Below are 25451 nucleotides of genomic sequence, written 5' to 3' on the forward strand. Positions count from 1 at the left end.
TTCGCGTTTATAAAACGCGAATTAATATTAATATATAAACTTATTGTCCTGTGTAGCTGACAAATAACATGAATGTGCGACAGCGTTGCTTTGATATTTCCCAAGCTTGTTGGAATCACGGTCAAAAGTCTCTCCGTAAGATAGCACAGGTTACACAAATTTCTAAAAGTAGTGTACATCGGCATCAACAAGCCATGAAGCGACGTGACCTACATCCAGAATCATATCTATGGGAGATACCAGAAGCTTATCAATGGTTGCGGCTATTAGTGTTTGCTACCCTCTATATTTTTGGGATTCAACAAGGGGTTGGTTGCGAAGCAATTTCTCGTTTTTTTCATATTCTACGATTGCAGAATGTCATCGGAGTTTCTCCCAGTAGCTTGCGCCGTATTGAAGCTCAGATGAGAGAGCAAATTCTCAACTACCAGGTACAGATGCAACAACAGTTGGAAAACCATTCAGCGCCGATTGAAGTCCGTGCGGGGGCTGACGAAACGTTCTTTCCTGAAGTTGTACTGGTATTGATGGATTTGGTTTCCGGCTACATTATTTTAGAAGATTATAGTACCGACCGCCAGTACCTCACTTGGAGCCAAAAAGCTAAGAGTGCGCTCAACAATTTGGGTACGACGGTGATAGTTAAATCTCTGGTCAGTGACCGCGCGAGTGCTTTAATTCAGTTGGCTGTGCATATGGGTTGTCTTTCCATCCCTGACCTGTTTCATGCCATGCGGGGTATTTCCAGAGTAATCGGTTGCCGTTTTGGTAACCGATTAAATCAAATTAAGAAACAGTTACGTACCCTACATAATCAAGCTTTAAACTACTCAGGACATAGCCAATCTATCCCTAAAAAACTAGCACAAAAAATTGCTGTTCTACAAGAGCAATATAACTTTTTATTAACTGGCAAGCTGGCTTACCACAATATATTGCATCAAATTACTTGTGCCGTTCATCCTTTTGCTATTGATGGTAGTGGGTTTCAAACTACAGTCGATGTCGCCACCATTCTTTATCAACAATTACCCCAGTTAGCGACGTTAGGATATACTTACCAAATTCCCAAGTTAGAAACAGCTATATCAACATTTAGCGGTCAAGTTAGTGCGATTGCTGCTGGAATTAACCTGTGGTGGCAATCTGTAGAAGAAAGTTTGCAGTTAGAGCAAGTTTCTCCCGACCTATCTAATTGGTTACTTGGTTATTTTTTACCCCATTTTTATTGGCTCTCAGTCATTAAACAAACTAAAAACCCTGCTTTAAAGGAAATTTATACTCAGGTATCAAGGCATTATTCAAGCCACTTATTGGAACATCCCTTAACCAGTAAAGTCTCTAAGAATGAATGGATACACTGGCGTTCTTGGGCGGAGCAAATGTCGGCTCAATTTCAACGTAGCTCTTCTGCCATTGAGGGACGCAATGGTTATTTATCTCGTATACATCATTGTGGACGCGGAATTTCTTCAAAGCATTTACAGGTGTTGACTGTTATTCATAACTTTGATATCCAACGAGCCGATAAGACCACAGCAGCACAACGTTTATTCAATCAAGAATTTCCCGCTTTATTTGATTGGGTAATCTCACAGATGGGTGACTTACCTTTACCCCGTAAATCTTACCAAATCATCTAGTTTAATTAACTAAATACTGAAATTTCACTTAATCTAATTGGTTTTCTTATTTCAACATTTAGGAATTACTGTTTCTAGCTGTTTGTAGTATTGTACTACACAATCTGGGCGATTGATTTCTCTTTCTTGGCATTTTTCCTGCCCAATCGCATTGTCATCAAGATTCCACTAACTGTCCCGCCTTAGATTGGTAGCCGAATTAGGTTTGAATTAATAAGTTGAAAGCAATCAATAAAGCTAAAATTTAACCAATTAAATTATGAATAGCTACGATCCTAATTTAACAATCCCAGTTTTGTACCAAAAAGTACTGCGAGAGCTACCTTTTTCCTGGTTTCCTACTCCGCCAAAATTGATGAGCTATATGTTAAAACTAGCTGCAATTAAAGATGGGATTGATGCACTAGACCCAACTGCTGGTTGTGGATGTTTAGCAGAAGGAATGCAATCATGCGGTGCAAAAGTAGATGTAATCGAGATCAATCAATCGCTAAGACAACTGCTTTATCAAAAAGGTTTCAACCTTGTAGGGAGTGATTTCTTTAGGGCTGAACCAATAAAACAATATCAGCTGATCTTAGCTAATCCCCCGTTCAGCAGCCCAACAGAAAAAGGGATTGACACAGAAATTATCATGAGAGCTTACAAATTATTCCTGCAACCTGGAGGGCGGTTGATTAGCGTAGTTTCGGCATCAATGAATATTAAAAACTGCCCAAAAGCACAAAATTTTAGGTCATTTTTAAAAGCTACTAATGCTAGAGTAATTGAATTACCACTAGAGATTTTCTGGGGCAGTAGTAGACAAGTTACGGTCGAAACTAGCTTAGTAATAATTAACAAAAAGAAATTAAAAATTGCCAACTATTAAATAAATAGTAAAAAGGCGTTATCCGTTACAAAGCTCTGCGAGCGCGCTTGCACTATCGCTGGCTTATGAGCGTAACGTCCCCGTTGGCAAAACCACCCGTCCTTGAATTAAGGGATCGCACAAACGCAATAAATCTATAAAAAAGTTGGAAAATTTGCTCATGCTAGAACTCCCATTTTACGTGGAGATTGTGCTGTACAGCAAAAATAAAGTTGGTAAATACCCATCCTTTAAATTTAATTAGTAATTGGTATTTACCAACTTTATTATCTACTTACCAACTTTATTATTAAAGTTATTACTCTTACATAAACGCTATCGCGCCGTTCTATGGATAAAACTTCATGGGAACGAAAATGCTAGAACTAAAAAATCAAAATGAACATTCCCTAATATTACTAAGCTCACTCCAACCTTCACAGAGCCAAGCAAGATCAACGCACAAAGTAAAATTAGTATCAGTAGCACCAGAGTTAAACGACTATGGCAAATTCCAAAAAGGAACTCTGGTCACTACGAAGAAGCCAACATTCGGGATTGTTTCTAAAGTTATTGCTAATTCTTATACTCCCATACAAATTTCGTGGTGGCAATCAAATTCAGAAGAAGTTGATGAAAAATTTGACTATTCATTTGATGCTTTGCAAGCACTAAAAATTGAACCTCTCCCTTTATTTATCCCTCAAAAAACATTTTTAACTATCCCCTCTGGAACGCTAGTTCTTACCCAAGATAATGAATGGGTACAGTGGACTGAAACGTTATTCTGGTTGAAAGGCATTGATGAAGCTGGATATCATCTTGTTAATCAAAATGAATCTTGGCTATTTCCACACTTAAATTTTCCTGGCATTCCATTTGCTTGTGTTAACGAGTTAGTCAGTCAAGCAGCGTTGGAAGCATCTTGCTACCTTAGTGAAACTGACATCAAAATTAAAGCTGGATTGTGGTTATCTCAAAATAGTCCTCTAAATATATTAGAACGGCTGCTTGAGTACCCAAAAATTCAAAGTGATCTTTTCGAGCAGTTCAGCAAAAGTAAGTATTTGCAAGAAGAAAAATATAACGATAAAAATTTAAGTGCAGGCTGGGGAGATGCTTTTTTAGAACATCTTAATGAGAGAAAGCGCACAGTCGGATTATTCAATTTTAAAGAAAAGTATCGGGTTGCTCAATTTGCCACTGAGAATGAGAACATAAGCCACCTTTACAATTGGCAGTTTGGCACAGTCATAAATATAGAACCTAGTGCAGAAAGACCGATTGTAATTCAGTGGGAACAATCATTGGGATGGCAGGAAGAATGGGAACAGGAAGAATCTACTACAAGTTACTCAAAATACGAAATTCATGATAATTTAATCACTCTAATTTTGCCAGTAGTAAAGCTGTCCGAAACAGTCGGTTATGAAATTAGTGCTGACGGGAGATTTTATCGTGCCTTTGTAGGATTCTCCGCAAAAGCTATTGGCAAATCATGGTGGAAAGAAATCAAAAAAGAGCTAGGACGCATTAGCGATTTGCTACCAAATTACGATCCTCAAGTTCAACATTTAACAAATGAGATAGATGCTAAATATTTCTACTTAGCAGCCTATCCACGTGAAAAAGGCTTACCCGCACGATTGCGACACCTCCAAGAAGTTGCCAAGTTGGATTTAAGTAAGAAGAAAGAAAGTTGGAGTTAACTGACTGTCATAAAACAAAAACCCAGCTAATTAACACCAAACAATTCTAAGTAATTTGGTGTTCTTTTTTATTGAAAATTATCAGCGAACTAACTCAGAACTTAGAGAAGAAAGCTAACGCTTTTGTTGGTAAAAAAGTTTTGAGCGAGCAGACACCATGACTACAACAGTAAATATTCCTGCTGATAACAGTACTGATAATACTGAGAATGTCGAACGTATTACACGATATCGGCTGAGACAGATAATGAAACAGAAATATCAAGGAAATTTTAACAAAAAATTAGACCCTAACTTAAAACGAGATTTAAAGCACGGTTGGTTACTACCATATATTGGTCAAATTGACCGACAATTATGGGGACGCTGGGACTATTGGGCGCGATGTAATTGTATGCCAGAACACGCCTATACTCGGTTAAAAATGGAACCCGCGCTGGCATTATTAGAAAATAGACCTATTGAAGCACTGCCAAAATTCGTAATTGAAGAAACATTACCAAAAGAACCAATACCCCAAATTGAATGGGAATATTCCCCTCTCGTATCTAAAATGTTGGATCGGACACTAGATAGCATTCCAAATTCAGGTACTTGGAGAAGTTGGGGCGGTTCTTTTGATTATGTCCGCTACTTTTTGAAATGGGCGTTCTACGGTTTTGGGCATCCTAAACAACCAGAATTACCACCAGAACCACGACACTGTGAAGGTGCATCAATGCGGTTGTACCAAGTGTTTGATGCAGGCTTAATGTTGCTTTTCCCTGAAGATTATTGGGGCAGAATAATCCCAGAAATCACTAGCAAATCCAGCCAGCAAGCGAGTGGGTTTTATCCTACCCCTTTGCACTTAATGGAGTTGATGACCGATCTTATCAGTACTGACATGAGCGATCGCACCAGTACTTTCTATGAACCCTGCGTTGGTAATCTATTACAAAATAATTATAATAAACAACAACAACAAAGAGCGATTTTTCAATTTGTTGTTAAACTATAAATTAATACAGATTTTTTCCTTATATGTTGTATAGTGCCTATAACTCTTCAAAAAGGAATTGACCCCGCTACGCAGGACATCATCTGGTTAGTATTGGATGAAAACTATCAAGTAATAGAACCGATTCAGCGTTACTTGACGTTCCTGTGTGGAATTAAATCCCCCAATACAGTGGAATCCTATGGCTACAGCTTAAAAGCATGGTGGGAGTTCCTACAAAGCAAAAACCTTGACTGGAAAGAAGTAAAACTGACGAATTTAGAAGATTTTGTTTATTGGCTGAGAGTAGGAGACATCAGTAAAATCGTGTCCATGCAGCCTATTCAAGCCAAACGGAGCGAACGCAGTATCAATCTAGCGGTAACGGCAGTAACAACTTTTTATGAGTATCATATAGCCCATCATAGCGTTGACTCTAAGACATTTGACCGTCTGATTATTACAAGAGGAACAACCCGTAGAGGATTCCTCGACGGTATCAGTAAGTCTAAACCCACTCGACAGAAGCTAGTCAAACTTAAAGAGCCAAAGAAATTCCCTGGCTGTTTAACCGATGAGCAAATAGAAATTTTAGTCAATAGCTGTCATCGACTCAGAGATAAATTCTTAATTCTATTGCTAAATGGGACAGGAATAAGAATTGGGGAATTACTAGGATTACAACACGAAGATATAGGAGATGGAAATGATTACTTTATTTATGTAAGAAAACGTCGGCACTCTCATAACGTAAGAGCTAAAGGACAAGAGAGAACAATTCCTGTGATTCCTGAACTTCTACAAATGTATAACAATTACCTAATTTATGAGTACCCTGAAGTGGAATCAAACTATGTGTTTGTCAACATTTGGGAAGGAGAAATCGGGATGCCGATGAAACAGGCTGTTATTAATACTATGTTTGCTAGATTAAGTAAAAAAACAGGAATTAAAGTACATCCTCATTTATTTCGTCATAGCTATGCAACTCGTTTATTAAAAAATAATTGTTCACCAGATCGAGTAAAATATTTATTAGGACATAGTTCTATACAAACTACATTAGATGTTTATTCTCATGTCATCGCAGAAACTGATTTAAGAGTTATTATTGAAGAGGAAAATAACTATCGTGAGTAGCCAAAACAATGAAGAATTAGCAGTAGAAAATTGGTTGATAACACAGAATAATAATACTAAGCAATTGTTAAAACATCCTTTAGACATCTCCAAAAAATAAACTGGGTAGCCCAAAAGGATAGTAAAATTGTATTTTTAACTGCTGGGCATGAGTTCTTTACTGGAATACATTACATCTAACCCTCAAGAAACTAAACGGTTGTTGGGAATTGATTACCAACAGTTGCAATGGCTAATCGTAGAAGCAGAAGCTCTCTTCAACCAATTCCAAGGTGGAGAAGAAGAAACCAAGATTAGAATAATAAAAAAAGGTGGTGGTAGAAAGCCAAAATTATCTGTGACAGAGCAGATATTATTAACTTTAGTTTATCTGCACCATATGCCGACATTTCAACTACTAGGTGTGCAGTTCGGGGTAAGTGAATCAACGGCACACAATATATTCCATGACTGGATAAAAATTTTGGGTGAATTGTTGCCAGCATCTCTTTTAGAACAAGTAAAAAAAAAGGCAATGATTGGAAAAGGTATAAAGAAGTCCTGGAGCAGTGGGTATTAGTAGTGGATAGCTCAGAACAAGCTAGAGCAAGACCTACCGACTACAGCGAACAGAAAAAGTTTTATTCAGGGAAGAAGAAAAATCATACACTAAAAAACCAGTTTATTATTTTACCAGATGGTTCAGAAATAGTCGATGTAACAATAGGAAAACCTGGCCCAAGTAGCGATATTAATATGTTTAGAGAAAGATTGGCAAATTTTGAGGTTAGTCAGAAGTTTAAAGCGGATAAAGGTTATCTAGGAGAAAACCAAATTGAAACACCCCATAAAAAACGTAAAAATCAAGAATTAAGCCCTCAACAAAAGCAAGAAAACAAAGAAATATCAACGCAACGAATTGTAGTTGAACATATCATTAGATTGGTGAAAATATTTCGGATAGCCCAGGACAGATTTAGGTTAAGATCACAACATTATGACCAAGTAATCCAGATAGTTTGTGGTTTAGTTAGGTTGAGGATCGGAGCCTTAATACTAGCAGTGTAAAAATCTGAATTTTTAAGAGATTATTGCTGTGTAAGCCTGTTGATCTTTGGGTTCTAAATTAACTGGATTTAGCTCAAAGCCTGATTAAGTCGTATTTATGATCGAGCGATCGCACAAACTTAAAAACCATCAAAACCTTTCATAGAAAGGTTTTGATGGTTCCTGGAGATGTCTAAAGATAGAGACAGCACATACATTGCCAACTGAGTCAGGGGAAGGCGATGGAAATCAACTTCAATTTCTTTTCCCACACGCTTACCACTTTGTTGAAGGCGCAATTTTTCAGTGATAGTCATTTGCGACTCTATGCGTGACAAAAACACATGGCGGGGAATGTTATGCTTAATTGCCAAACCCTCTGCTACTGTGAAGGGCAGATCGTATATAGCATTGGCGCTGTAATACCCTTGGCGGAACTTCTCAAACAACTCGGTTTGGAAAGATTTTTTCCAATTTCCAAATAAGAAATTACCTAATTCTCCCTCTAGTTTGAGGTGAATATGAACTGCAATCGACCGAATTTTGGAGCGATACTTGACAGCATCAAAGGCTAATCTTTCAGTACGACTAGCTAAATATTCTTTGGCGATCGCACGTGCGCGACGATTATTTATTCTTTGTTGCCGAAGTTGTTGTAATAACTTAAAAGCGCGTTGTGGGGGTAAAGCTTTCAAGCTAGCAGCAATTAAAGCGCCTTCCTCTTGGCGGTGTTCCGGCAATGTTTCTTTCCCTGTTGCCAATAACTTAATAATAATTTGACTTTGGTTAAAATGATTAATTCCTGCTGCTAGGCTACGAGCATATAACAGACGATAGTTACCTAAAATATAATCGTGGAGAAAGTCGAGAGACACCTTTTGACCGTAGGCATCATCGTAGAACTCACGTTGTCCCGTACAAGCTAGACAAGCGTTGATAAACATTACCAAGTCTTCTTGTGCAACTTGTTCTACTCGACTTTTCCAATCGTGATCCATAACCGACTGATATAGATTAACAGTTCTAGAGTCGGGTGCAGACTAAAGACACCGTTTGGGGAATGGCGGCACGACTAGCTAGTGCTATGTTACAAATAGAGTTCGGAAATCGTACCAAAGTCCCGCAAACGGTGATTTCAAATTAACACAATTGATTCTTCCCCGACCGTCGATGTACGATAATTTCTTAAAACAAGCAAGGTTCAACTAATTAAAGGTGGTTAACGTTTCACAGGCTGCTGCTACAGACAGAGCTTGTGCGATCGCACAAGAGCAAATCGTCCGCTATTTGCCAAGTGTCGAAGCCCCAACGCACCCACCTCACTTCTGTGTCAGCTTCGGGACGCTCCATAGCCCCTGGGTCGGCTTAAGCTGGCCGACCAGCTTCCCATCCTCGATGATTGTCACCTGACGGTAAGCCGCCTTCGGCACTTGGATAGCCAAGAAGAACTTGTAGTGTGCAGCGTCAACGTTGGCCTGTGGTCGCTTCAGCCGATAACGCAGCGTCAACTCCCCATCTTTGATCGTTACCTGCTCGTCCTCGAATACCTCGTCCACATCCAACAAATTATTGGTGGCAAACACTCCCGCCACCACAAGGATCTGGCTGTTGTCGTACAGGCTCGCCTCCGGATGGAACGGGCGGGGATTCCACATTGTAGCTGCGGGATGGAATAGCTGGTCGTACTCCTTGGGTGTCCGGATCAGCGCATAGAGTCGCGGCTGGGCCTGCTCGTCCCAGTTAACCAGGAAGTTCTGGTACATATTCATAGGGATGCGCTGGTCTGTTTTCATAGGGATGCAATTGTAGATCTCGGCGCGTTCCCATGCCAGACGAAGTTTTTTGGGTAATGATTGACAGTTATTAATTTTGTTGCCACCCAAGTACAGCCAAGCTAATTTAGTCAAACCTGTTAGTGATGTCACATTACTAATTTTGTTGCCACCCAAGTGCAGGCTAGTTATATTAGTCAAACCCGTTAGTGATGTCACATCACTAATTTCGTTGGTATTCAAGACCAGTTCAGTTAGATTAGTCAAACCCAAGAGTGGTTTCAAATCACTGATTTTGTTGTCACCCAAGGCCAGTTCAGTTAATTTAGTCAAACCTGTTAATGGTTTCACATCACTGATTTTGTTGTCACTCAAGTCCAGCGTAGTTAATTTAGTTAAATTCGCTAATGGTTTCAAATCACTGATTTGGTTGGTATTCAGGAGCAGCATAGTTAATTTAGTCAAACCCCATAGTGGTTTCAAATCACTGAGTTTGTTGCGGCTCAAGTCCAGCACACCTAAATTAGTCAAACCAAAAAGTGGTTCCACATCACTGATTTTGTTGTCACTCAAGTCCAGTTCAGTTAATTTAGTCAAACCTGTTAATGGTTTCACATCACTGATTTTGTTGTCACTCAAGTCCAGCCTATTGAGATTAGTCAAACCAAAAAGTGGTTTTACATCACTGATTTTGTTGCTAACTAATTCCAACGTAGTTAATTTAGTTAAACTTCTTAGTGGTTTCACATCACTGATTTGGTTTGCAAACAAATTCAATGTAGTCAGATTCCGAAGTGCTTGAATTCCCTCTAATGAAGTTATTTCTGCGTTACTGATATTTAAATTTTTTACCCCTTGCAGAATATTTAACGTCAGTGGCTTATTGCGAATACCTAGTTGCTGCCTAATCGCAGCTTCCAACTTAGCATCCTTAAATTTAACTGCAATCTGAGCCTTCACGGGTTTCCTGGCTATAACTGGCTTTTTAGCCTTACGAACTTTAGTTTTAGCAACAGTTTTGGCATGGCTTGGTGCAGTAAGTACTATTGAATCAATCACCATACTTCCAGTTACACCGATTAATAATGCTGAAACGACAAGAACTTTAACTGGTAATTTAGTAGCAATAACTTTAGCAGAATTAACAATAGAAAATAAAAAATTTTAGTAGCGCAGGTAAGTTTCATTATTTTTTGAGTAATTATTACTTTAATGGATTTCAGTATTCCCTGACTACCTCAAAAAGTGGTGTAAGAAGCAACCACTTTCTGTATGCGTCCACCAATCCGTTATTTTTACCTGAGTTTTTGGTTAAAAATAGTAATTGAATAGTGGTCAGTTAGATAAGCGGCTAATTTTAGATTGGGGATATAGATATAAATACAGCACTCTTTAATGAGAGCGAACGCACTTTAACTATTAAAGTCTTTGACCCACCAAAATTTTATCTTGTTCCACTGCCTAGCTCATTTTATCTGCACTGCGATCGCAATTTCAAAGCCTACCCTAAGAAAAAATCCCGCGAGAATGCGCTAGAAGTGCCACTAAATTAATGAAGGATTGCAGTAAGCAGTGATATATGATTGCAAGCCATGCCAGGTAAAGGGAAACAATCTGTTACAGTGAAGTATTCTGATAACGTTAAAATCACTTCTGTTCTTAATCACGCTGCTTTTTGTAACGAGTTACGCCGACAAGAACGCCGCGCAGAGCAGCCCCGCGCCGGAAATTTCGACCAAAGTTAGCGTCGGTCAAGCCAACGTAGCCGCCACTAATAAGTCCATTACCGCTCCGCGGGTTGCGCCAAACGCTCTGGTTAGAAATTTATACAAGCAGCACGACGCGCAGAAAAGTCCCTTTTTCCAGTCAACGAATCGCGCGCTGGTTGACAAGTATTTCACTCTTAAGCTGGCAGACCTAATTTGGAAGGATGCGATGATCAACTCGCAGGGGCAAGTCGGTGTGCTCAATTTCGACCCGCTTTATGATTCTCAAGACCCACAGCCGAAGAACTTCGCCGTGACCACGACCAAAATTAGGCAGGACAGGGCGACAGTCCTTGCCTCCTTTTTCAGTTACGGCAGGAAGGAAACTATATCCTTCGCACTCGTGCAGCAGAAGGGCAACTGGAAAATCGCAGACATTAAATATAGCAACGGCTACACCCTGCTCAAGATACTCAGCCAAAATAGCCAATAGGCTTCGGCTGATGTCTAATCCAATTTTGCGTCTTGGTAGTAAACGTGAAAGTGTTAAAAATTTGCCAAACCTTCTCGCTATTACTAGCGATGGTAATTTTGGTTCCAAAACCGAAGCAGTAGTGAAACAATTCCAACATCAATCTGCACTGGTCGAAGATGGCATCGTTAGCGAGGAAACTTGGAACAAAGAGCGCACTTTAACTAATTTCACGTGGTGAGGGAAAATCCTAATTTAATTTCTATAACTATTAAAATCTTTGATTTACCTAACTTTTATCTGGTTCCTTTGCTACCCTTTTTCCTGAAGATTTGCTCGCTTGTTTAGCCCTCCGCGTTTTTGCATCAGTTGACACCTGAAAAGATCAGCGGCGTAAGCCCCGTGTCAGTTAGTCACTTTGTAAACGCATCTTCCTTCTTGACCACGAAGGCGAACGATTTCAACAGCCTTGGTAAAAGCCTCTGTTCCTAATCCAGCTACGGAGAAGGGTTGCGATTGAGAACAAGATACTTCTATAACGTTTGTTCCATTTATGTAATAACGACCATACCTACGAGCACGTATGGTTTGTCCCCAAGATTCAAACTTTTTATTTACAGTTCCACAAGCTTGTACTGCTGTTTGATGTCCCCAACTAATCCAATCGCCCTGCCCAGAACTAGCACTGCAATAACTCAATTGAGCCGACACTGTAAGGCTAGCCTGAGCCGTCTGTTGGAAACTCATAAGTGCAGAGCCTAGCAGTGCTGTAGATATGGTTAAACCCGAAATATAAAGCAAACTGCGTCTCAACATAATATCTCCAAAGTTTGATGAGTTTGATTTGATTGTGGAATCAGGAAGCATCTTAATTTTTGTAGATGGGTAGTACGAGCATTGTTTTCCCTACTAATACATAGGTTGTTCGCATCCCATTTATGCAAGGCTTGAGCCTAGAAAAAATAATCAGTCGTCGTGCAGAAAGATTGAGTTAAGATTTATCTGCCCAAGTGCCAGTATGGTTTATATACACCCTTGATAGCTGCTTTATGTTTCAGCACCTCATTTAACATTAACCAGTATGAGCAACTTAGTATAAATTAACCCAGGAATCTGATGGAAACTAAACCCCCCCTGCCTCCTTTTACCCTGGAAACCGCTAAAGCCAAAGTCCAAGCGGCTGAAGATGCCTGGAATACCCGTGATCCGGCGCGGGTTGCTCTGGCGTACACTGAAGATTCCGAGTGGCGAAATCGGTCTGATTTTTTCAGTGGACGAGCCGCCATTAAAGAGTTTCTCAAACGCAAATGGGAAAAAGAACTAGAATACCGCTTAAAAAAAGAACTCTGGTGCTTTATGGACAATCGTATTGCGGTGCGATTTGAATATGAGTGGCACAATGATTCTGGTTCTTGGTATCGTTCCTATGGCAATGAAAATTGGGAATTTGCAGAGAATGGTTTGATGATGCGTCGTTTTGCCAGCATTAATGATGTACCTATTCAAGAGAGCGAGCGCAAATTTCGTTGGGAACGAATTACAGAATAACTTTAATGTAGTTTGAGATTTTCGATCATTAAATCTAGAAACTGGCACCATAAAATTAAGCCGTCCTAACTAACTTAATGCCTTCTCCTCAACGTTACCCTGAAAATTGGTATGAAATAGCTTTGTCCATAAAAGAACAAGCCCGGTGGCGTTGCAGTAAATGCAAGATGCAATGTATTCATCCTGGTGAAGACACTTCTGGTTTAACCAAATCAGAACGCATGGTAAAAACTTTAACAGTACATCATGCTAATTACACCCCAGAAGACAACCGTATTGAGAACTTGATTCCTTTGTGTAGTGCTTGTCATCTAGGTTATCACACGCGGAAAAAATCCAATGTTACTCCTGGTCAACTATCATTGTTTGAAGAAATAAAGTAAAAACTAGGATTATCTTTCAGCAACATATTGTTTTAAATCATTTATGCGCTGTTGAGTAATACGTTGTAAACATTCACGTAAAAAGACTGAGTAACCTGTGCCGTTTCTTGAGGAATAAGTTTCAAAATCGCAATTTTTATCTCGGTATTTAATCCAAGCTAATTGAGCTTCAACTAAACGCTGTTTTTCAGTTCCTGCTAGCTTAGATGTTAATTGTCGATAAACTTGATTGAGGCGTTTATCTACTGCTTCATAAGCTAGACCAGCGCAGTATTTTTCTTCTACGCCACTGCTTGGAGCATTGCAGTTAATTTTTTGAGCAATTTTTTCTGGTGGTGCAGCTTCTATTGATACTGCTGGTACTGATAAATACCCAGTAGCTAATAATATAGTTACTACAATTGACTTCTTTAACATGAGGAGAAAAAATAATTGGAATAATTTTGTTGTTATTTGTATTTTAAATTTAAATAATTTAATTTTCCAAGTTTTAATAATTATTATTATTCTATAAAAAAATATCGTAGCTTTTGTTTATTTTTCCACTTTGTGGCTTCTGAGGAACCCTCAGTTTCTCCCGCTTGACAAGTATTTATACTTAAGTTTGTTGCACGCTCTTCCTCAGTTTGACGTAGCATAAAATACTACAGTTTGACGTGCGGAATGTGGGTTATATTACGAGTAAAGAGCGAGAATCAAATTTTAAATATGGCTTTTGAGCAAATCGAAGCATTTTTAAAGAAAATGCAGTCTGAACCTGAACTTAAAAACGAGGTACTCGCAGCATCAACCGCAGATGATATTGCACGAATAGCACTCAAGCTTGGTTTTGAATTTTCAGGTGATGAATTATTAAGAATGTCAGGTAAGAAAGTTGGCAGCATTACTGTTAGAAAAACTGATCTTCCTGGAGAGTACAATTAGGGGTCACGCTCCTAATTTGTAAAAAATCGTACGAAAAAAGGAATCTAATTCCCAATCAAAGCACCATGATTATTGGTATTACCCTATCAACATCAGGGAAATAGTATGCTGTGGTTGTAGTTTTAGTTCTTGAAAACGGTCGTTTACGAGAATTAACTCACCCTTCTAATAGTGAACAAAGCTGAGTTTGTCTACAAAGTAAACTGGAAATGAAAGCGCTGCTACCCAGAGTGCTTTTTAATACTTTATTGACTTAGAAAGCGAATTGACCGAATTAACTGAGTGTTTCGTTCAATTGTAGAATTAGTTAAAACTTCATTACCCTGCCGAGTTTTACTAGCAGGTACACCCTGAAGGCTACTACCATCACAAATAGTTTGGGAACCTCGTATTTGAGATACATCTTGAATCTGTTCTACTGCTGAAGGAGGTAATGGTGAACCTTGTGCTGTAGCTTTCTGGTCTGAGTATCCAAAGAAGCTCGATTTAAAATGTTCTGAGTAGCTCCACCTGGCAAGCCAGCATAAGCAGTTGGTGTTAAAGCTGCAACACTGGTTAAAGTAATAAGGCTGAAGGTAACTTTGAGTCGGGTGGCGTTGTAAATAGACATACAAGTAATTCCTTTTAAAGTTTACTTAGGGCTTTAATCTTTCAATAACTCAGTAGGTTAGCTGGAATATTTTTATGCAGGAAAGAGATAAAAAATAGTTAAAGCTGTGAAAATTTTTATGATTTTTAGAGATAAATGCCTCAATTTATACATATACACCGCGATCGCAGTGTGTGGTAGATGACATTAAGATTATTCTAAATGCTAATAATATCGTTGCGAAAAGGTGGAATATTAAGATTTTTAGGCTGATGTAGTGACGACCTCATCAGATGATAAACTTTAGCTTGCTCATCAACTCTGTTATTACACTGTTGACTTCCCTAATATGAAAACACCAGAACAATGCAATAATATAGATGAGATCAGATTCCAAATAGATACCTTAGACAAACAAGTTATTAACTTACTTGGTCAGCGTTTTGGTTATGTCAAAGCAGCATCCAAGTTCAAAACTAGCGAAACAAGTGTCCGTGCTCCAGAGCGCTTTGAGGCTATGTTGGAGCAAAGAAAAGCATGGGCAGAAGATGCTGGGCTAAGTCCAGAGGCTATCGAAAAAATGTATCGAGATTTGGTTAATTATTTTATTGAGGAAGAAATAAAAAATTGGCAAAACCAAGATGATTGTTAAAAATTACCAATAACTATTTAAGGTTAAATGTTAATTTCTTCTAACATTTATTTTTATTAATATTTGTAGCATTAGATTATGATTTATGAAGTTATTTACGGCTTGCTATTATCACACTGAATTTGTTGCCAAAAAGATTAGCAATGAATAGTCAAAAAGTTCCTTTTTTTATTGCTCAAATTCCCAGCATTCTTGTTGGTGTTCGTGTAGCGATCGCACCTCTACTGGTGCTGGATGCGCTGGATCATGATACTACAACTTGGTTCGTTGGTGGTTATATTATTGCAATTTTATCTGATATCTTTGATGGCATTATTGCCCGTCGATTAGGAGTCAGTACAGTTCAATTTCGGCAAGCCGATAGTTGGGCAGATATCTTTCTGTTTATTTGCCTTGCCATTAGTACGTGGTTAGTATATCCTCATGTGTTGATTGATTTTAAAAATCCCTTACTTTTGGCTCTAGCTGCTCAATTAATTTTATTTACTATTAGTTTAATTAAATTTAAAAAACTTCCTAGTTTTCATACTTACACTGCCAAACTTTGGGGACTGATGCTGTTGATTGCTACTGTAAGCTTATTTGGGTTTGACTATGATAAACCCCTGTGGCTGGCAATTGTTCTTTGTTGGATAAACAGCACCGAAGAGATAGCAATGACATTGCTTTTGCCAGAATGGAAATGCGATGTCTTGAGTATCTTCCACGCTTTAAATCTGCGCCGCGATTTTCTCCAGTGATAATTATTTTAAAATAAAACAGTGTTTTGGTTATATTGTTTCGATTATTATTGTCATGATAAATTCCCTAGAAAGATAACGAGGGCGCGATCGCGCTTATGGGAAACTATTTTTATGATTTTATGATGTTCGTTAGCCCTTGCTGTAAATGAAATCGACTCAACCTTATCAACCCCTCTTGCTTCGCATTCTGCATGGGTTCACTGGTCTGTTTCTAGTGGCTGCAATACTAACAGCTTTTTGGACTTACGATACCTACGATGGGCGTTGGGGAAGAATTCCATTACCTACCTATCGAGATATAGAAGGGGTACATGGCACTTTTGGTTTATATACCTTGCTGATATTTCCCTTTTTTGTACTCTACGCATTTCATCGGGGACAGAGGCGGCTGATTCAGCCCGACTCCTTAGCTAAATTATCTTCATTTGGTAAACCCATTTGGTGGTATACGTTAAACCGTTTTACTAATACGTTTGCCCTGATTGCATTAACATTTGCGGTGTTTAGCGGCAAAATGATGGATGAAACATGGCTACCCAAGGGAGAATTAAATCACGCCTGGTATTATGCTCACTTAATTGCATGGGTGATTATGGCGATAGCAATTGCTCTTCACCTGAATCTTGAATGTCAAAGTTGGTGGAGTTCCATTACTGCTATCTATGCTCAACTGGCGCTCTCCGAGACAAAGATAGCCCTACTCTGTGGTCTGCCCATCTCGCTCCTATGGTGGTCAAGTCTACTACAAGGTTCAAGGGAGAACTGGTTCCAATCCCCTCAGATTTTAGTATGGTTAGAAAGTGCTATCCTGTTCACCGTTATTGCTGCCTGGATTATTCCGCTATTTAAATAAATTAAGGGTAATGATTATAGGTGTTAAGAAATATTTCGCGCTCCAGTATCATAAACCAATCCAAAAGTTACTATGTCTTCTTCTAGTTCTACCTTTTTTAGTTAAACGACAAACATAAATCAAGGATTACTTTGTTTAATCCAGTTTTAGCAGATGCGCCGTTTTTTAAATGTTTTTCTGGGAGAGCAAAAGACAATAGCATGACTTGTAGAGAATCAGATATTAACTCCTCATATTACTGGCAAGCTAAAGGTTGTGAACTTTGCGCGATTGAGCAGTATAGTGAAGCCATCTCGGCATTCGATCTGGCATTGAGCTTTGAGTCAAATGATTGCCGTACTTGGAATTATCGCGGCAATGCTTTAAGTGCTTTACATCGGCAAGCCGAAGCGTTGAGTTGTTACGACAAAGCCACTGCGCTTTCTCCTTCCTATCATCAAGCTTGGTTTAATCGAGGATTGCTGCTTTTTGAAATGTCTGCTTATGGATCTGCGATCGCATCCTACGATAGGGCTATCAAACTATATCCTGATTCCCGCTACCTTCATGCGAGAGCGGGTATTGGGATAAAACAGAAGCTGGTTCTCTTTGCTTGAGAAACAATTTAAAAGGGGCGACCAAGCTCTAGTTAATCTAAAAGGAACAAGCGGAATTAAGGCGCACAGGGGGGTAGGGTTCTTTATTTACACCACTACCTCGGTGTCTAAACTCCAGTGGAATAAGTGCTCACTTCCGTTTCAAATTTTCTCAAGCTCAGGTGAGCTTTTGCCCGGTATTCGTGACTCTAACGGGGTTTGAGCAGCAAACTGACTAAAACGTTCACTTTAAGTAAAAAAACTTAATTGTTGTGATACCGATGCTTAGATTGCTTCTACTTTCTTCTGTAATTGTTGTGAGTACAACTGGATTAGGAGCATGCGCCATATCTGGTAAGGGAGTTAAAAGTCAACAAGACCAGATAGCAACTAGCTCAGAAAGTCACAAGTTGAACCTCAGTCGAAATGCCAACGAACTAAAAAAGTACATTACGCTGCCCTATCCACCCCAATCTGTGGTCTGGCTTACTGAAATTAAGGGTAGTAATACCACAAAAGTTCCTGGGCCAACAGATTGGAGCCTGACTGCTGTGTTAACTTTTCGCCCAGAAGATGCTAAAAAGATAGTCTCTGCATCCTCTGTTGCATCGCCAGCCGTATTCGGTACAGTAGAACTGATGGAATGGTTTCCCCCAGATGTCAAGGCGCAGGCTTTGAAAGACCCTAGCACTAAGAAATACACAATTAAAGGCAAAATATATAGCGCGAGTGCTTTCTACAAATTGTCATTAATCAATGGCTTCTTATTGCAGCTTGACAAAACCTCACAGTTTATCCTTGTTTTACACACGATGTAATAGAAAATAAACTAATGTCACAAGACGGTAAAACCTATATTGAAGCCGCCCTCTCAATGCAGCAGGCAGCAGAAGCCTTCTTCAAGGCTGTAGAGGAGCATGAAGAAGCGTTTTGGGCAGTGCAGCAATTTGAGGATGTGCCGCTAGTTCCAGGTGTTGAGAACAGAACTTGGCAATTATGGGATTTTGTTATGCAGATGTCAGCACCCAAAAAATAAAATCACCAACAGGACTTACGCAAATGGCGAGTGCGATCGCTAATGAGTATTTTATGAATTCGCCAACAGTATCAGTATCGTGACATTACCATAGTTGTGTCCGACCAGCCTCTTCTCTCCCAGCCTTTCATTGGAGATTGGCCTAATGGGCAATTTTAGAATAGATACTAATGGATGGCGTGGGTAGCGTTGATCCAACTTCATTGGGGTTGATGTTCAGGATCGCTAGGTAGTTGCCGCGATCGCTAAACGCAACCCGATAGCCATAGCCACTGGGCCAGTCCTGAACTTCTCCAGTTTTCACACTGCCCAAGCGCGCTCCAGCCACCTGCCCCCCGAAAAAATAGCTATCGCCATCTGGACTTAGGCCAATGGCCTCATCTGATCGATCAGCCAGTAGCTCAGTGCTGGTCACGCGTGCGCCCGTTTGTGGATTCCAAGTGACAAGCAGTCCATCGTAAGGCGATCTCGTTAGCACATTGAGCAACCCATCGTTTCTAAAGACCATATTCATCCCCCAGAAGAGGACATCTTCCGGCGGAAGCGTCCTAGCGTACTCAAAAATGCCGCTCTGATTGAGTCGCCATAGGTCTACGCGGCCAGATGAATCATTCGGGTAGATCTGAATGGCTAAAAACTGACCATTAGGGCTAATTGCAAACTGACTATTGGGGCTAATTGCAAATCGACCGCTGGTGTCTAAAGATTGCACCGCTTCACCGTTCGCCGTGTTCCACAGAGCTAGTTGTGGTACAGAAGTGCCGTCTCGATTTGTTTTCACAAACGTTATGATTCGCTGATTGTCATTACTAAAGGCAATCTGACTGCCATCGATGGTTGAGCTTGCAGGGCCGATTGTTTTTTTCCACAGCGGCTGACCTGTCTCGATGACCCATGCCGCTAGTTCCACGGTGTTTGTGGGAGAAGTTTGCGCGATCGCCGCCACCTTCGTCCCATCCTTGCTGATCGCCGCCCCATCAAAGCGAGTCTGAGCGCCAGCGGCAATCTCCTTAATTAGCGCACCTGTTTGCGTATTCCATACCTGAAGCTTGGCACCGCCTGTGGTCAAGGTCAGTAGCCGTTGTCCATCTGCGCTAAAGCTAAACACGTTCGCTGCTGTTGGCAGGGTTGTTATGGGCGCTTTATTCCAGCGAGCACCAGCTGCTGCCACAGGTTGCGCCCTACCATCTTTGACTAACGCCTGATAGACAAAAGCCGCCACCTCAGCGCGGGTCGCTGGGCGATTGGGCCGGATCTGATCGAGGGCAGGATAGTTAACAACAATGTTGGCGGCTCTGGCAGCGGTTATGCCAGGGCGAGCATATTTTGGAATGGCAGCAGCGTCTTTATAGGCAGATAGTTCCGCCATACTACCGCCCTGATATCCCAATCCATTGGCGATAGAAATCAGGGCCTGTACGCGGGATATCGGTTGATTAGGCTTAAACTGATTCCCCGGATATCCTGAGAGAAAACCCGCAGTGCGAGCTTTAGCAATATAGCCAGCAGCCCAATGATTGTTAGGCACATCCGCAAAGGTTGGAGTACTGGGCTGCGTTGCATTCAACCGCCCATTCGGTACTTGAAAAGGCTGCACTGACATAAACGCTTGATTCAAAATTGCCGCAAACTGCGCGCGGGTTACGGGTTCATTAGGTTTGAACGTGCCATCGGGGAAGCCGCTAATCACACTGAACCGGGCGAGTCCTGATATGTATTCATAAGCCCAGTAGTCGGCGGGGACATCTCTAAATGAGGTTCTTGGCACTTGGGTGGGTGTGGGTACTTGCGCGGGCACAGGCGCTTGCGCTGATACAGACGCACTCAAAGGTGCGAGCAAACTGAAGTTCAAGCTAATCGCTAGGCCGAGGCAAAATTGTGATCTAAAGCGCATACGTTTATTTGCGGGTGGTTTATAACAATAGGGCTATCGCCCTTTATGAATTAGAGGCAATGACGCAAAGGGAGTCTGTTTTATCCCTGTAATCAGTAGTAAAACAGCTTTCAGTATTAATTAGCTTTCACTACTTACAAACAGATTTTTCTGTTTAATAATCATTTAATCCGAAACATCACAGCAGCCTTTTTAGCAAAAGCCTTGCCAAAAGCGGAAGTAAGTTCAGACTCATTAATTGAACGCATCACAGTTTTCAATTCAGGAATATTCTCAACTTCCAGCGAAATATTCACATTTGTTGACCCAATAAACTGCACATTGAATAAACCCGTATATTCCATCAGAAATTCCTGCGTTGTCTCCTGACAACTATTAATAGCATTACGCCATTGTTGTTCGTACTGTTTTTGAAGTATTTGATTACCTACTTGGACTTTTCCTGTTACTGAAGTGCCAATTGTGTCACTGCTGACTTGATTCTTAACTTGGGCATTCCTTTTCTCTATAGCAATAAGTGCTGCTACTCTAGCGTGATATTTGAGCCTCCCTTCTTGGTAAAGTTCCCATGCTAACTTAGTCGTATTTTCCTCACTTTTATTAATAAGTTTTACAATTTCCCTCCAATCTCCTAAAGTAAACTTGTCTAGTGTAGTAATAAAGTGTTTAAACAAAGCCTTGTAAACATTATTAGCATCGGGTTTTTCTTGTCTTAACCACGCCCGCACAGCCATAACAATTGACTGGTTAGTTCTTAAATCAATCTCAGATATTTCTGGAATAATTCCTGGTTTAAGACGCACATAAATTCGTTCAGAAGAAGCATCATCTTCACGCCTTGTCAAGTAACAAATTACTCCACAAGCTGGACAAGGTATTTGATAATGTTTAATCAACCATCCATCTTGATCAACCTCAGCCATATATGGCTGAAGCGAATCTGGCTTGTAGAATACATGAGTGCAGTGTTCACAACAAACTGCTCCACGATTTTGGGAAGCACTTGTTGGTTTTAAACTCCAATGATGGAAATCATCAGGTAAGCCATGTCGCTTCCAATTATCAGTTAAATCAATAATTGTCAAAACTTTGTTATTATCGCTAATTCTTAGCCCCCGCCCAATCATTTGCAGCCATAAAGTCAAAGATAGCGTTGGACGTACACAATAAATACACTCAATCTCCCCACAGTCATAACCTTCAGTCAGAATTTCATAATTGGTAATAACTTGAGTTAATTTTGATTGAAATCGCTTTAAAATAGCTGCACGGGTAGGTGCTGGTGTCCGTCCATCCAAATGTTCTGCAACGATTCCTTTGCTACTAAAATATTGGGCGATAGCCCGACTATGCTCAACACTAGCAGCATAAATAATCGTTTGTTTCTTGATAGCAAACTTAATATAATTGTCATAAATATCTCCCACACTAACTTGGCTATTGACAGCTAAGGCTAAATCCCTAGAGCTAAAATCACCACCATATTTTTGACCATATCTATGTACAGCATAAGTATCAATATTATTTTGTGTGGCAAACAAGCGATATTGACATAAATAGCGATCGCGAATTAAATCCAGTGTTGATTCACCCACCACTAACACATTGAATAAATCTTCAAAACCCTGCCCGTCAATTCTTTGTGGAGTAGCTGTTACACCCAGGACTTGGGCATCTTGGTAATGGTTAATTAGTTTACGATATGTTGCTGCACTAGCATGATGAGCTTCATCAATTACCAATAAACCAATGTTTTTGGGCAGGATTTTTCTAGTAGCGAGAGTTTGAATAGATGCCACTTGAATCATGGCATAATTATTAGGCTCAATTCCGTGCTTAATAATTCCAATTGGGACTTGAGTTACTTGCGCCAGTTTTTCTGCGGCTTGGTAGATTAACTCGACCCGATGAGCAATAATTAAAATTTGTTTGCCCTGTTCTAAAAAATATCTACTAATTACAGCAAAACAAACAGTCTTACCAGCACCTGTAGCTAATTGTGCTAAAACACTTCTATTTCCTTGATTCCAAGCTGCCCAAATTTGGTTAATCCATTCAACTTGATACTCTCTCAGTTGCATTTAATCTACCTTTAGTATTAATTGACGTTAAAGATTTATTTATTCCGCAGGGAATATGGAGCAGGGGGACGAGGGGACGAGGGGACAAGAAGAAATGAGGAGAGTGCGATCGCTTTAATCGTTCATATTAAACTAATGAGAGAGAATCTCCTAGATGACTTCTGTATCTGGTATTTCGACTTCTTTATTCTCACTCACAAACTCTAGGCATTTACCATGAGGATCTACCTGCAATTCATACAAAGGGCTATCAGGAGAAGTACAGCACTTTTTCTGAAAGAATTTACAAGTAGCACAACAGTCAACACCAGATAAAGCTGCTGCTTCAACATTAAGATGATGCTGCATAATTGGAATAAGTTTCAAAGCAATCCCATCCCATTTAGCTTTGAGCATTCCTGTCTCGGAAAAGTGATGCCAACGTGGGTCAGTATCAATAATATCAGCAGGAATCTTGATCCAAGCTCCATCATATTCCGCAGCAATCTTAACTTCAAACTCAGTTTTATGGTGCAACTTAGCTAACTGGAGTGGTGAAACCTGTTCAGGTACAGTCCCATATTCAATCACTTCACCAACATTAGGAATATGGATTAAATGTTTGGCTTTCAGGTCGCTGGCTCTGGATAATTCATGTAAAGCATTCATGGAACCATGAATGAGAATTAGATGCTTAGGATTAACTCGATTAATCACTTGCGTCAACCCGACTTTATCAGCGTGTCCTGATAAGTTAAAACGTCGAATATCTGCTTTAACTACTAACTTTTTATTATTAAATTCAATTTCATCACCCTGCTGCAACCCTTGCAGAAAACGACCTGGACTCTCCTCATCGGTATAACCAGAAATAAAAACAGCCGCGTTATCTCTTTCTAATAACGTGGTGGCATAATAAACACTAGCTCCACCAGATAGCATTCCAGAACTAGCAATGATTACAGAAGGTTTGGCTATTGCCAGTGGTCGTTCTTTCGGATGAGCAATGGGAATGATGGGAGGATGACTATCAGGGTTAAAGAAGGGTTCTGATTGAAGTGCAAAATTTTGTATGCTGGCAGGTAATAAGTTGATATTTTCAATGAATACATCCGTAACCGCCCGCACTAAGCCATCTACATATACAGGGATATTAAGCTTATGAAATAAGGCACTGGTACGAATTGCTAAGATAATCTCTTGGGCGCGTCCTAATGCAAATGCTGGAATTAGTACATTACCGCCCTTAGACACTACTTCTGCAACTGCTTTAAGTAATTCCTGTTCTTGGGTTTTACGGTTGGGGTGATTATCAGCGCCATAAGTTGATTCAGTAATCAACATATCGGCTTCTGGCAAATCAGCTAGTCTTAGTCCATCTGTTGTTCTACTGTTAGAAGTGTTGTAATCACCTGTATATAACAGACTTCGCTCACCGTACCTGATATAAATACAAGCTGCCCCTAAGATATGCCCTGCATGAATAAACCGCACTTTTAATCCAGGTAACGGTTCAAAATCTACCCCAACAGGTTTGGTTTGTAATTGAAATATTGTTTGATTTAAGTCATTTTCATCAAATAACTCCTGAAAATCTTCGTTATGCTGTTGAATCTTCAGGCAGTCTGTTAACATTACATCGGCTATTTGTCTGGTTCCTACAGTACAAATCATCGGGCAAGCTGGAAACATTTTGTGGAATGTTGGTAATGCCCCGATATGGTCTTGATGAGCGTGGCTAATTAATATTAAGTTGGGGTTTCTTAAATATTCAAAGGCTGGTAAAGGTTTATCTCCTTTTGGTCGTGTACCAGCATCAAGGACTATTTCATAGGGGCCAATTAATACTCGGAAACAGGAAGCTCCGATGCCTCTAGCAGCGCCTAATGGCGTGACACTTAATTTATCTTGCTCTAAGTCTGGCTCTAGCTCTAATGGTATTTGATTATTTGTGCTAAATTCCCACACTTGGGCTATACCAGTATGTTCATTTACTCTGACTCTGGCATTTAACCCATGTTGGTCAACTTCCCACTCGAAAAACTTTCCGCGCTTAACAGGTGTAGCTAAATTCCATTGTGCTATCCCAGTATGATTTTCAAGGGCAGCTTTAGCTTGAGCAACAAATTCCAGTTTTTTATTCTTCAACTGATTAACTGCATTAACCAATTCTGGTAATGGAGTCGCTGCATTCACTTCTATATCAATTGGCTTGAGAGCGTTTTCTACATCATCAAGTTCAATTTCTGTATTCTCTACTTGAATTATTTGCAACTGTTGACAGTTGAGTACTGCTGAAACTTCTAATAATTGCCCTGGTTTTATTGATGGGCTACCACCAATGAGTGTTATTCTCAGAGTCTTTTCTCCAGGGCGAGTTATTTTAAATAAAATTCTTCCGGCTTTACTATACTCGACTACTCGACCCAGAAATTTACAGGAATCAGCGTCACCTGATTCATTAATACCAACAATTTGAAGACTAGAGATTAGCCCGTTGGAATCTGTTGCAGGTACTACCCCGCCATTGCTGAGTGCCTGTATAATTACATGAACCCTTAACTTTATATTTCTCTCCTTGAACAATTAATTTATCTTCATGTAATTCGCCCGTTACAATCATTTCAAAGTTGCTTAACATAATTTTACAAATATATAAATAGCTATGATGACGGGCTATCGCCCAAGCGTGGTATAGGAGTAGAGGGGGTGTGGTTTACCCCAACTTTCACTATTACAAGCGATAGCGGTTCAAATAAATGAGAACAATTAGCCCCTTGCTTAGTAGCAAGGGGTTAATGATTAGCTAATGATCCCAATTATGGCAAAATGGACTTTCATTTTGGATGCTTTATCTGTAGCAAACATTTAAGTAATCCATATAATAGGTATCAGTT

The 25451-nt window shown here is 40.0% G+C and carries 25 protein-coding genes and 2 pseudogenes; 19 read left to right on the forward strand and 8 right to left on the reverse strand.

What is annotated here, in order from left to right:
• Positions 1 to 68: 68 nt before the first annotated feature.
• The 7 genes from CRI9333_RS27205 to CRI9333_RS28485 all read left to right on the forward strand — a co-directional run bounded on the left by CRI9333_RS27205 (position 69) and on the right by CRI9333_RS28485 (position 7368).
• Positions 69 to 1643 (forward strand): DUF6399 domain-containing protein, encoded by a 1575-nt coding sequence (locus CRI9333_RS27205; RefSeq protein WP_015180084.1) that lies wholly within the window; start codon positions 69 to 71, stop codon positions 1641 to 1643.
• 259 nt (positions 1644 to 1902) lie between these two features.
• Positions 1903 to 2514, forward strand: coding sequence for an METTL5 family protein (locus CRI9333_RS02110; RefSeq protein WP_015201545.1), 612 nt, complete (start codon positions 1903 to 1905; stop codon positions 2512 to 2514).
• A 356-nt stretch (positions 2515 to 2870) separates the two neighbouring features.
• Positions 2871 to 4202: a hypothetical protein gene (locus CRI9333_RS02115; RefSeq protein WP_041225843.1), complete on the forward strand. Its 1332-nt coding sequence runs from the start codon at positions 2871 to 2873 to the stop codon at positions 4200 to 4202.
• 157 nt (positions 4203 to 4359) lie between these two features.
• The gene (locus CRI9333_RS02120; RefSeq protein ID WP_015201547.1) at positions 4360 to 5202 is read left to right on the forward strand and encodes a hypothetical protein; all 843 of its coding nucleotides are present in this window, start codon (positions 4360 to 4362) and stop codon (positions 5200 to 5202) included.
• A gap of 33 nt (positions 5203 to 5235) precedes the next feature.
• Positions 5236 to 6321 carry a tyrosine-type recombinase/integrase gene (locus CRI9333_RS02125; RefSeq protein ID WP_015201548.1) on the forward strand — a complete coding sequence of 362 codons (1086 nt, stop codon included), beginning with the start codon at positions 5236 to 5238 and terminating at the stop codon, positions 6319 to 6321.
• Positions 6322 to 6469: 148 nt separating this feature from the next.
• Complete coding sequence (locus CRI9333_RS28480) at positions 6470 to 6880, forward strand: helix-turn-helix domain-containing protein (protein ID WP_041225846.1); 411 nt, start codon at positions 6470 to 6472, stop codon at positions 6878 to 6880.
• Positions 6881 to 6882: 2 nt separating this feature from the next.
• A complete protein-coding gene (locus CRI9333_RS28485) occupies positions 6883 to 7368 on the forward strand; it encodes an HARBI1 family protein (RefSeq protein ID WP_041225848.1) in 486 nt (161 codons plus the stop codon).
• A gap of 158 nt (positions 7369 to 7526) precedes the next feature.
• On the opposite strand, the pseudogene CRI9333_RS02140 reads toward CRI9333_RS28485, so the two are convergent.
• Positions 7527 to 8345, reverse strand: a pseudogene (locus CRI9333_RS02140) (hypothetical protein); the annotation flags it as partial.
• 321 nt (positions 8346 to 8666) lie between these two features.
• Positions 8667 to 10181 (reverse strand): leucine-rich repeat domain-containing protein, encoded by a 1515-nt coding sequence (locus CRI9333_RS24640; RefSeq protein WP_015201550.1) that lies wholly within the window; start codon positions 10179 to 10181, stop codon positions 8667 to 8669.
• A gap of 530 nt (positions 10182 to 10711) precedes the next feature.
• Here CRI9333_RS24640 and CRI9333_RS27555 point away from each other — a divergent pair.
• From CRI9333_RS27555 to CRI9333_RS02155, 3 genes are all read left to right on the forward strand, one after another.
• Positions 10712 to 10864 (forward strand): hypothetical protein, encoded by a 153-nt coding sequence (locus CRI9333_RS27555; protein ID WP_015201551.1) that lies wholly within the window; start codon positions 10712 to 10714, stop codon positions 10862 to 10864.
• A gap of 67 nt (positions 10865 to 10931) precedes the next feature.
• Positions 10932 to 11318 carry a DUF3828 domain-containing protein gene (locus CRI9333_RS26055; RefSeq protein ID WP_232229405.1) on the forward strand — a complete coding sequence of 129 codons (387 nt, stop codon included), beginning with the start codon at positions 10932 to 10934 and terminating at the stop codon, positions 11316 to 11318.
• Positions 11319 to 11328: 10 nt separating this feature from the next.
• Positions 11329 to 11538: a peptidoglycan-binding domain-containing protein gene (locus CRI9333_RS02155; RefSeq protein ID WP_041225852.1), complete on the forward strand. Its 210-nt coding sequence runs from the start codon at positions 11329 to 11331 to the stop codon at positions 11536 to 11538.
• Between the two features lie 164 nt (positions 11539 to 11702).
• On the opposite strand, the gene CRI9333_RS02160 is transcribed toward CRI9333_RS02155, so the two are convergent.
• Positions 11703 to 12113, reverse strand: coding sequence for a hypothetical protein (locus CRI9333_RS02160; RefSeq protein ID WP_015201552.1), 411 nt, complete (start codon positions 12111 to 12113; stop codon positions 11703 to 11705).
• Positions 12114 to 12413: 300 nt separating this feature from the next.
• On the opposite strand from CRI9333_RS02160, the gene CRI9333_RS02165 reads away from it, so the two are divergent.
• Positions 12414 to 12845 carry a nuclear transport factor 2 family protein gene (locus tag CRI9333_RS02165; RefSeq protein WP_015201553.1) on the forward strand — a complete coding sequence of 144 codons (432 nt, stop codon included), beginning with the start codon at positions 12414 to 12416 and terminating at the stop codon, positions 12843 to 12845.
• 77 nt (positions 12846 to 12922) lie between these two features.
• Positions 12923 to 13228 carry a hypothetical protein gene (locus CRI9333_RS02170; protein ID WP_015201554.1) on the forward strand — a complete coding sequence of 102 codons (306 nt, stop codon included), beginning with the start codon at positions 12923 to 12925 and terminating at the stop codon, positions 13226 to 13228.
• A 9-nt stretch (positions 13229 to 13237) separates the two neighbouring features.
• On the opposite strand, the gene CRI9333_RS02175 is transcribed toward CRI9333_RS02170, so the two are convergent.
• Entirely contained in the window at positions 13238 to 13645 is a 408-nt protein-coding gene (locus tag CRI9333_RS02175) for a lysozyme inhibitor LprI family protein (protein ID WP_015201555.1), read from the reverse strand.
• Positions 13646 to 13936: 291 nt separating this feature from the next.
• Here CRI9333_RS02175 and CRI9333_RS02180 point away from each other — a divergent pair, with 291 nt between their 5' ends.
• Positions 13937 to 14152 (forward strand): Nif11-like leader peptide family natural product precursor, encoded by a 216-nt coding sequence (locus CRI9333_RS02180; protein WP_015202111.1) that lies wholly within the window; start codon positions 13937 to 13939, stop codon positions 14150 to 14152.
• 245 nt (positions 14153 to 14397) lie between these two features.
• Here CRI9333_RS02180 and CRI9333_RS02185 read toward each other — a convergent pair whose 3' ends face one another.
• The gene (locus tag CRI9333_RS02185) at positions 14398 to 14766 is read right to left on the reverse strand and encodes a hypothetical protein (protein ID WP_041225853.1); all 369 of its coding nucleotides are present in this window, start codon (positions 14764 to 14766) and stop codon (positions 14398 to 14400) included.
• A 324-nt stretch (positions 14767 to 15090) separates the two neighbouring features.
• On the opposite strand from CRI9333_RS02185, the gene CRI9333_RS02190 reads away from it, so the two are divergent.
• The 6 genes and pseudogenes from CRI9333_RS02190 to CRI9333_RS02215 all read left to right on the forward strand — a co-directional run bounded on the left by CRI9333_RS02190 (position 15091) and on the right by CRI9333_RS02215 (position 18600).
• Complete coding sequence (locus CRI9333_RS02190; protein WP_015201559.1) at positions 15091 to 15393, forward strand: isochorismate lyase; 303 nt, start codon at positions 15091 to 15093, stop codon at positions 15391 to 15393.
• Between the two features lie 143 nt (positions 15394 to 15536).
• Positions 15537 to 16133 carry a CDP-alcohol phosphatidyltransferase family protein gene (locus CRI9333_RS02195; RefSeq protein ID WP_015201560.1) on the forward strand — a complete coding sequence of 199 codons (597 nt, stop codon included), beginning with the start codon at positions 15537 to 15539 and terminating at the stop codon, positions 16131 to 16133.
• A 148-nt stretch (positions 16134 to 16281) separates the two neighbouring features.
• Positions 16282 to 16989: pseudogene (locus CRI9333_RS02200) on the forward strand (cytochrome b/b6 domain-containing protein).
• Between the two features lie 200 nt (positions 16990 to 17189).
• The gene (locus CRI9333_RS02205; protein ID WP_041225855.1) at positions 17190 to 17585 is read left to right on the forward strand and encodes a tetratricopeptide repeat protein; all 396 of its coding nucleotides are present in this window, start codon (positions 17190 to 17192) and stop codon (positions 17583 to 17585) included.
• A gap of 260 nt (positions 17586 to 17845) precedes the next feature.
• Positions 17846 to 18382: a hypothetical protein gene (locus tag CRI9333_RS02210; RefSeq protein WP_015201563.1), complete on the forward strand. Its 537-nt coding sequence runs from the start codon at positions 17846 to 17848 to the stop codon at positions 18380 to 18382.
• A 14-nt stretch (positions 18383 to 18396) separates the two neighbouring features.
• On the forward strand, positions 18397 to 18600 hold the full coding sequence (locus CRI9333_RS02215; RefSeq protein ID WP_015201564.1) for a hypothetical protein: 204 nt from the start codon (positions 18397 to 18399) through the stop codon (positions 18598 to 18600).
• A gap of 142 nt (positions 18601 to 18742) precedes the next feature.
• On the opposite strand, the gene CRI9333_RS24645 is transcribed toward CRI9333_RS02215, so the two are convergent.
• The 3 genes from CRI9333_RS24645 to CRI9333_RS02230 all read right to left on the reverse strand — a co-directional run bounded on the left by CRI9333_RS24645 (position 18743) and on the right by CRI9333_RS02230 (position 25140).
• Positions 18743 to 20368, reverse strand: coding sequence for an S-layer homology domain-containing protein (locus CRI9333_RS24645; protein WP_198013604.1), 1626 nt, complete (start codon positions 20366 to 20368; stop codon positions 18743 to 18745).
• 287 nt (positions 20369 to 20655) lie between these two features.
• Positions 20656 to 22575: a DEAD/DEAH box helicase gene (locus tag CRI9333_RS02225; RefSeq protein ID WP_015201566.1), complete on the reverse strand. Its 1920-nt coding sequence runs from the start codon at positions 22573 to 22575 to the stop codon at positions 20656 to 20658.
• A gap of 150 nt (positions 22576 to 22725) precedes the next feature.
• On the reverse strand, positions 22726 to 25140 hold the full coding sequence (locus CRI9333_RS02230) for an INTS11 family MBL fold metallo-hydrolase (RefSeq protein WP_015201567.1): 2415 nt from the start codon (positions 25138 to 25140) through the stop codon (positions 22726 to 22728).
• Positions 25141 to 25451: the final 311 nt, after the last annotated feature.

Source organism: Crinalium epipsammum PCC 9333 (assembly GCF_000317495.1).
In the GTDB taxonomy this organism is placed as follows: domain Bacteria; phylum Cyanobacteriota; class Cyanobacteriia; order Cyanobacteriales; family PCC-9333; genus Crinalium; species Crinalium epipsammum.

What these genes read in the sequence shown, in the direction of transcription:
- CRI9333_RS27205 (WP_015180084.1), top strand. Translation starts at nt 69, where the DNA reads ATGAATGTGCGACAGCGTTGCTTTGATATTTCCCAAGCTTGTTGGAAT.
- CRI9333_RS02110 (WP_015201545.1), top strand. Translation starts at nt 1,903, where the DNA reads ATGAATAGCTACGATCCTAATTTAACAATCCCAGTTTTGTACCAAAAA.
- CRI9333_RS02115 (WP_041225843.1), top strand. Translation starts at nt 2,871, where the DNA reads ATGCTAGAACTAAAAAATCAAAATGAACATTCCCTAATATTACTAAGC.
- CRI9333_RS02120 (WP_015201547.1), top strand. Translation starts at nt 4,360, where the DNA reads ATGACTACAACAGTAAATATTCCTGCTGATAACAGTACTGATAATACT.
- CRI9333_RS28480 (WP_041225846.1), top strand. Translation starts at nt 6,470, where the DNA reads ATGAGTTCTTTACTGGAATACATTACATCTAACCCTCAAGAAACTAAA.
- CRI9333_RS24640 (WP_015201550.1), bottom strand. Translation starts at nt 10,181, where the DNA reads ATGGTGATTGATTCAATAGTACTTACTGCACCAAGCCATGCCAAAACT.
- CRI9333_RS27555 (WP_015201551.1), top strand. Translation starts at nt 10,712, where the DNA reads ATGCCAGGTAAAGGGAAACAATCTGTTACAGTGAAGTATTCTGATAAC.
- CRI9333_RS02155 (WP_041225852.1), top strand. Translation starts at nt 11,329, where the DNA reads ATGTCTAATCCAATTTTGCGTCTTGGTAGTAAACGTGAAAGTGTTAAA.
- CRI9333_RS02160 (WP_015201552.1), bottom strand. Translation starts at nt 12,113, where the DNA reads ATGTTGAGACGCAGTTTGCTTTATATTTCGGGTTTAACCATATCTACA.
- CRI9333_RS02165 (WP_015201553.1), top strand. Translation starts at nt 12,414, where the DNA reads ATGGAAACTAAACCCCCCCTGCCTCCTTTTACCCTGGAAACCGCTAAA.
- CRI9333_RS02170 (WP_015201554.1), top strand. Translation starts at nt 12,923, where the DNA reads ATGCCTTCTCCTCAACGTTACCCTGAAAATTGGTATGAAATAGCTTTG.
- CRI9333_RS02175 (WP_015201555.1), bottom strand. Translation starts at nt 13,645, where the DNA reads ATGTTAAAGAAGTCAATTGTAGTAACTATATTATTAGCTACTGGGTAT.
- CRI9333_RS02180 (WP_015202111.1), top strand. Translation starts at nt 13,937, where the DNA reads ATGGCTTTTGAGCAAATCGAAGCATTTTTAAAGAAAATGCAGTCTGAA.
- CRI9333_RS02190 (WP_015201559.1), top strand. Translation starts at nt 15,091, where the DNA reads ATGAAAACACCAGAACAATGCAATAATATAGATGAGATCAGATTCCAA.
- CRI9333_RS02195 (WP_015201560.1), top strand. Translation starts at nt 15,537, where the DNA reads ATGAATAGTCAAAAAGTTCCTTTTTTTATTGCTCAAATTCCCAGCATT.
- CRI9333_RS02205 (WP_041225855.1), top strand. Translation starts at nt 17,190, where the DNA reads ATGACTTGTAGAGAATCAGATATTAACTCCTCATATTACTGGCAAGCT.
- CRI9333_RS02210 (WP_015201563.1), top strand. Translation starts at nt 17,846, where the DNA reads ATGCTTAGATTGCTTCTACTTTCTTCTGTAATTGTTGTGAGTACAACT.
- CRI9333_RS02215 (WP_015201564.1), top strand. Translation starts at nt 18,397, where the DNA reads ATGTCACAAGACGGTAAAACCTATATTGAAGCCGCCCTCTCAATGCAG.
- CRI9333_RS02225 (WP_015201566.1), bottom strand. Translation starts at nt 22,575, where the DNA reads ATGCAACTGAGAGAGTATCAAGTTGAATGGATTAACCAAATTTGGGCA.